Annotated in this window: 6 protein-coding genes; all 6 read left to right on the plus strand. The window is 55.4% G+C overall.

What is annotated here, in order from left to right; genetic code table 11:
* Positions 1–177 precede the first annotated feature (177 nt).
* The gene (locus QNK41_RS20250; protein ID WP_319260811.1) at positions 178–1,272 is read left to right on the plus strand and encodes a diguanylate cyclase; all 1,095 of its coding nucleotides are present in this window, start codon (positions 178–180) and stop codon (positions 1,270–1,272) included.
* 16 nt (positions 1,273–1,288) lie between these two features.
* Positions 1,289–1,672, plus strand: a complete 384-nt coding sequence (locus tag QNK41_RS20255) for a hypothetical protein (RefSeq protein WP_319260814.1) — start codon at positions 1,289–1,291, stop codon at positions 1,670–1,672.
* Between the two features lie 249 nt (positions 1,673–1,921).
* A complete protein-coding gene (locus tag QNK41_RS20260; RefSeq protein WP_319260817.1) occupies positions 1,922–3,391 on the plus strand; it encodes a dynamin family protein in 1,470 nt (489 codons plus the stop codon).
* A 123-nt stretch (positions 3,392–3,514) separates the two neighbouring features.
* Entirely contained in the window at positions 3,515–3,706 is a 192-nt protein-coding gene (locus QNK41_RS20265; protein ID WP_319260819.1) for a hypothetical protein, read from the plus strand.
* Complete coding sequence (locus tag QNK41_RS20270) at positions 3,707–4,279, plus strand: flavin reductase family protein (protein WP_319260822.1); 573 nt, start codon at positions 3,707–3,709, stop codon at positions 4,277–4,279. It abuts the gene before it with no gap.
* Positions 4,276–5,081 (plus strand): aminotransferase class I/II-fold pyridoxal phosphate-dependent enzyme (locus tag QNK41_RS20275; RefSeq protein WP_319260825.1); only part of this gene is annotated, 806 nt, incomplete at its 3' end. The genes QNK41_RS20270 and QNK41_RS20275, both read left to right, overlap by 4 nt.

Here is a 5,081-nt window from a genome sequence, read left to right on the forward strand (position 1 = left end):
GTTTCTGACCCGACAGGACGTCAAGAACCATAAATCCTGGCTCATGGGCATGAAGGACCGGTTTATGACCATGCGAAAAACCCTTAAACCGATCAGCGTCGACTATCTCAAAGATGGGCAATGGATCAAACCCCACACCAACACGTAAGGCGCCAAATTCGAAGAGGATGCTGAACGATGAAGCTTTTTGGCAAATCCAACCCGACCGACACGGATCCGGCGACGCTCACCAAAGCAATCAATGACGCCCGTGAGCGACTGAATATATTTTCCGAAAGCATCCGGGCCCTGTTCCTTTTTGTCCGCGAATATACGCTGGACATCTCCGAAATCGATGCCGAGGACTTTAAAAAGCAGTTGGAGGCCCTTCAGGAAAAATTTCAGCCCGATGAAAAAACCAAAACCATCGCCACCCAATTCAACCGACAAAAAGGCAAGATACTAGACCACATCCAGCGACAGAAAAAGTACATCGGCGAGCGCGAAACCGAATTCAGGGAGATCATCGATTTGATGACGGGGGCCATGGGCGGGCTGGACAACGAAAACCGTGATTTTTACAACAGCATCCGCTCCCAGGGAGAACGGTTTGAAGAGATCACCCGACTGGACGACATCAAACGCATAAAAAGTGAACTGGTTCGCGAGGTCGACCAAATACGGGCCATGGTCAGGGACAAGGAAACCCTTGACCAGAAAGCGCTCGACTCTCTCTCCAGCCAGGTGGACTCCCTGAAGAAAGAACTGGACAAGGCCCGCCATTCCGCCGATATCGACGGCCTGACCCGCGTCAACAACCGAAAAGCGCTGGACCGCCATCTGCGCAGCCTGGTGGAACGGAACACGATCACCCGGGCACCCTTTTCCCTGCTGATGATGGACCTCGATGATTTCAAGCAACTGAACGACACTTACGGGCACACCGTGGGGGATCGGATGCTACTGGCCTTCGCCGAAAAATGCCGCGCAGCGGTGAGAAGTGACGATTTCCTGGCCCGCTATGGCGGTGAAGAGTTCACGCTGATCCTTCCCGGTGCATCGCTTCGAAATGCCACCAAAAAGGCCAAGCAGCTCTGCCAATCCATTGCCGCCGCCCGTTACGCCGCCGATGACTCCCTGAAGGCGGATGTGTTGTCCGTCACCGTGAGTATCGGTGTCAGCACCTACCGGCCTGGCGACACGGTAAGGCGCCTGGTTGACCGGGCCGATCAATGCCTTTACAAGGCCAAGGCAGCTGGCAAAAACAGGGCGGTGGCCGAAAGCACGCTGTAAATCCATGGAGGTAATCATGCCCGAACAACCCCAGACAATCGAAAACCTGATGAAAGTCACCTTGAACATTCATACCGCCGACCCATCAGTTGCTGATGAGAGCAGAGCGCCGTTTGTGTTTATTTACGGCGTCGGGCCATCTGGCATCACCCCGTTTGAAAAAGCGCTGCACGGAAAGGGGGTGGGCGACCGGGTCAGACTGGACGTGCCCCCCAGCGCTCTTTGTGAAACCATTGGCCATCTTGAACTTCCCTTGAACAAGCCATCCGGCATCATGGCCCCTGTTTCGATCGAGGTCACCGTGGTGGATGTGGTTAGAGCACAAGACCGGGAAGTGGTGAAGGCCATGGCAACCGGTGGCAGTTGCAGCGACTGCGGTTGCGGATGCAACGGTCATTGATCCGAACCATGGCGCCAACCGGAGCACAACCGGCCGGTTTCGTTAAACAGGCGTTAAGATAATTTATATGGCAACGATGGAATAAGGAAGCCGCATGGTAATTCCACGGCGACCGATATCGCCGTTTAAATTAACTATCATAGCGCCTATGGGCTTGATTTGTTTTCGGGAACCCCTTATACCTACTAATGTTTCTGATGCAAATCACTTATTTAACCAAACGCACCAGTCTACCGCCCGGAGACGTTCATGTATCGCGACAACTATATCACCGCCCTGCGAACCGAATTGCTGGAGATGGTATCCGAGCAACTGACACCGGTGGCCATGCGCTATGGCTACAGCGAAGTTCCCCTGGAAACCAACATTAAATGGCGCCCCCAGGTCCTGGTGCTGGGCAACTATTCGTCGGGTAAATCCACCCTGATCAATGAATTTCTGGGAATGGCCGTCCAGGGTACCGGACAGGCGCCCACGGATGATTCCTTTACCGTTCTGACTTACGACGAGAGTGAACCGGACGGTGCACCGGTTCGGGTCACCGATCAACGGGATGGCAAGTTCCTGCTCAACGATTCGGAATATCCCTTTGAGACCATGAAGAAACACGGCCAGCGGTTCGCCTCTCATTTCAAGCTCAAGAAGGTCAATTCGCCGTTTCTGAAAAACCTGGCCATCATCGACACACCCGGCATGCTCGACAGCATTACCGAAAGGGACCGGGGATATAACTATCAGGACGTCATTGGCGATCTGGCCCAGATTGCCGACCTGGTGCTGGTGCTGTTCGATCCGCACAAGGCCGGTACCGTGAGAGAGGCGCATACCAGCCTGCGGGATACCCTGCCGACCAAGACATTCGAAGACCGGGTGTTATACGTGCTCAACCGCATCGACGAATGCGCCTCCATGACTGACCTGCTGCGTGTATATGGAACCTTGTGCTGGAATCTGTCCCAGATTACCGGCCGCAAGGACATTCCCATGATCCATCTGACCTATTCACCGTCGGCCACTGAAAAATCCGGTCGTTCCGAAGATCCTCAGTCCGCCTATCTTGACTTCCTGGAAAACCAGCGGGAAGAGCTGAAAAAAGCGGTACTCCAGGCGCCCTGCCACCGGCTGGACAACCTGGCCTCCTTTGTGGAAACCCATGGTGAACGGCTTTGCCATTTCCTGGAGGGTATGGTCAGCTATCGCAAGAAAGCGCGCTTGTTCCGGGTGAAATCGTTTTTCACCGGATTGGCCATTTCACTGGTAGGCGGGGTTGCCGGCGGGCTGGGTCTCATGGGCCTGCCACCATTTGCCAGCCTGGACCCGTTGCTCCAGGTCACCGGCGCAGGTTTGCTGAGCACCGTCATTCTCATTTTCTGGCTCGCCCTGGCACAAAAATACCTTTACTCACGGTTTTTGAAAAAATGGCTGCGGCAACTGGACAGTCTGACCCCGCTTCCCAACCAGACCCGTCGTGACAGCTGGGCCTCCATACGCGATCTGCTCTATGTAAACCTGAAAAACAGCAATGGTCGGTTTTCACTTTCGCAGGTATTGGGCGAGCATTCCACGGTAAAACAGATCCACGACAGGGGCTCCCGCGAAATCCGCGAAGCATTGAAAGAGTTGGCCGGAATTGCGATGGATGACAACGCCTGGGCAGAAAAGGAAGCCGGTCCGGTCCCCTACTGGGCCAATGCCGAAGCTCCCCTTAACAGCCGATAGTGCTTTACGCCATCCGGTGTTCGGCTAACTTGAATGTTCAACATCCCGATCGCCTTCAATATGAATCAATCATACAACTCACCGTAACCAAGATGCCGATCCAATCCCGCGGGGGAGCCCACCATGACTGAAACAGCCAGTCTCCCGGTCATTCCCGATTCACGCAGAGACGATCTACACCAACCGGAAAATATTCAGCAAAGCCAGCTGAACCTGTTCATGGCAGGCAACCCGTTCATGGTCATGGAAGAACGGGTGTCGGCGTTTAAACCAATCCACCCGGAGATCCGGCATGTCTATTATCAGGAGGTTTGAATGAATAAATCTCGTCTGGGCCCTGAAGCCCTGCTATTTCCAACCCCATCTGTTCTTGTCGGAGCCATGGTGGACGGTCGTGCCAACTTCATGACCGCCGCCTGGTGCGGTATCGCATCGTCAAAGCCACCGGCCATTTCAGTGGCCATCCGCGGTGAACGCCACACGCTTAAAGGCATCCGCGCAAACGCTGAATTTTCCATCAATGTACCATCAGCCAGCATGGTTGAGCAGGTGGATTTTTGTGGCATCTATTCGGGTCGCAAAGTCGACAAATCGAAAGTTTTCGATCTGTTCGCCGGAGATCTGAAGCATGCTCCTATGGTGGCGTCATGCCCGGTGAACCTGGAGTGCCGGCTGCGCCACACACTGGATTTAGGCGCCCACACCCTGATCGTGGGAGAAGTGATCCAGACCCATGTCAATGAGAGCTGCCTGACCGACGGCAAACCCGACGCCACCAAAGTGGACCCGCTGGTCTACGCAATGGGAACCGGGAGTTACCATCGGTTGGGTGAAGTCGTGGGTATGGCGTTTTCCATCGGCAAGAAAAGAAAGGGAGGTAAAAAATGAACAACTTCCATCCGGAACAAGCCTTGAGTGAAACCCGCAGGGAATTTGGCGAGCACGGCGGCGTAACCCCATCCATTTCCCGGTCATCCACCTTCACCGTGATAGACCCGGAAACCATGCCGGAGATCTTCGGCGGGCTCCGCGGCCCTGAACAGGGGGGCTGTTTCCTCTATAGCCGACACTTCAATCCCACGGTGGACACCCTGGCCCGCTACCTGTCCGCCATGGAGGGCACCGAGTTTGCCGTATGCACCGCCAGCGGCATGTCCGCCATCTCCTGCACCCTGCTCCAGCTTTGCAAAAGTGGTGATCACATCGTATCCAGCGACACCATCTATGGCGGCACCCATGCCCTGCTGGGTGAACTGCTGCCACAATTCGGCATTACCACCACCTTTGTGAGTCCCGACGATACAACGGCTTTTGAAAAGGCAATCACCCCGAAAACCCGCGTGTTATATACGGAAACCGTCGGCAACCCGACGTTGAAGGTGGCGGACATCCGGGCACTGTCCAAACTGGCCAACGCCCATGGCCTCTCCCTGGTTGTCGACAACACCTTCACCCCCATGATGATCTCCCCGGCCCACCTGGGAGCGGACGTGGTGGTCTATTCCATGACCAAGTACATCAACGGCGCCAGCGACCTGGTAGCCGGCGCCATCTGCACCACCAAGGCGATGGTCCACCAACTCATGGACCTGCATACCGGCCGGGTCATGTTGTTGGGGCCCACCATGGATCCGCGCATGGCCTACGATATCATCCAGCGCCTGCCCCATCTGGCCCTGCGCATGCGCGA

Source organism: Desulfosarcina sp. (genome assembly GCF_033791525.1).
Taxonomy (GTDB): domain Bacteria; phylum Desulfobacterota; class Desulfobacteria; order Desulfobacterales; family Desulfosarcinaceae; genus Desulfosarcina.

Coding starts and splice junctions, on each gene's coding strand:
- QNK41_RS20265 (WP_319260819.1), top strand. CDS start 3,515: ATGACTGAAACAGCCAGTCTCCCGGTCATTCCCGATTCACGCAGAGAC.
- QNK41_RS20270 (WP_319260822.1), top strand. CDS start 3,707: ATGAATAAATCTCGTCTGGGCCCTGAAGCCCTGCTATTTCCAACCCCA.
- QNK41_RS20255 (WP_319260814.1), top strand. CDS start 1,289: ATGCCCGAACAACCCCAGACAATCGAAAACCTGATGAAAGTCACCTTG.
- QNK41_RS20260 (WP_319260817.1), top strand. CDS start 1,922: ATGTATCGCGACAACTATATCACCGCCCTGCGAACCGAATTGCTGGAG.
- QNK41_RS20250 (WP_319260811.1), top strand. CDS start 178: ATGAAGCTTTTTGGCAAATCCAACCCGACCGACACGGATCCGGCGACG.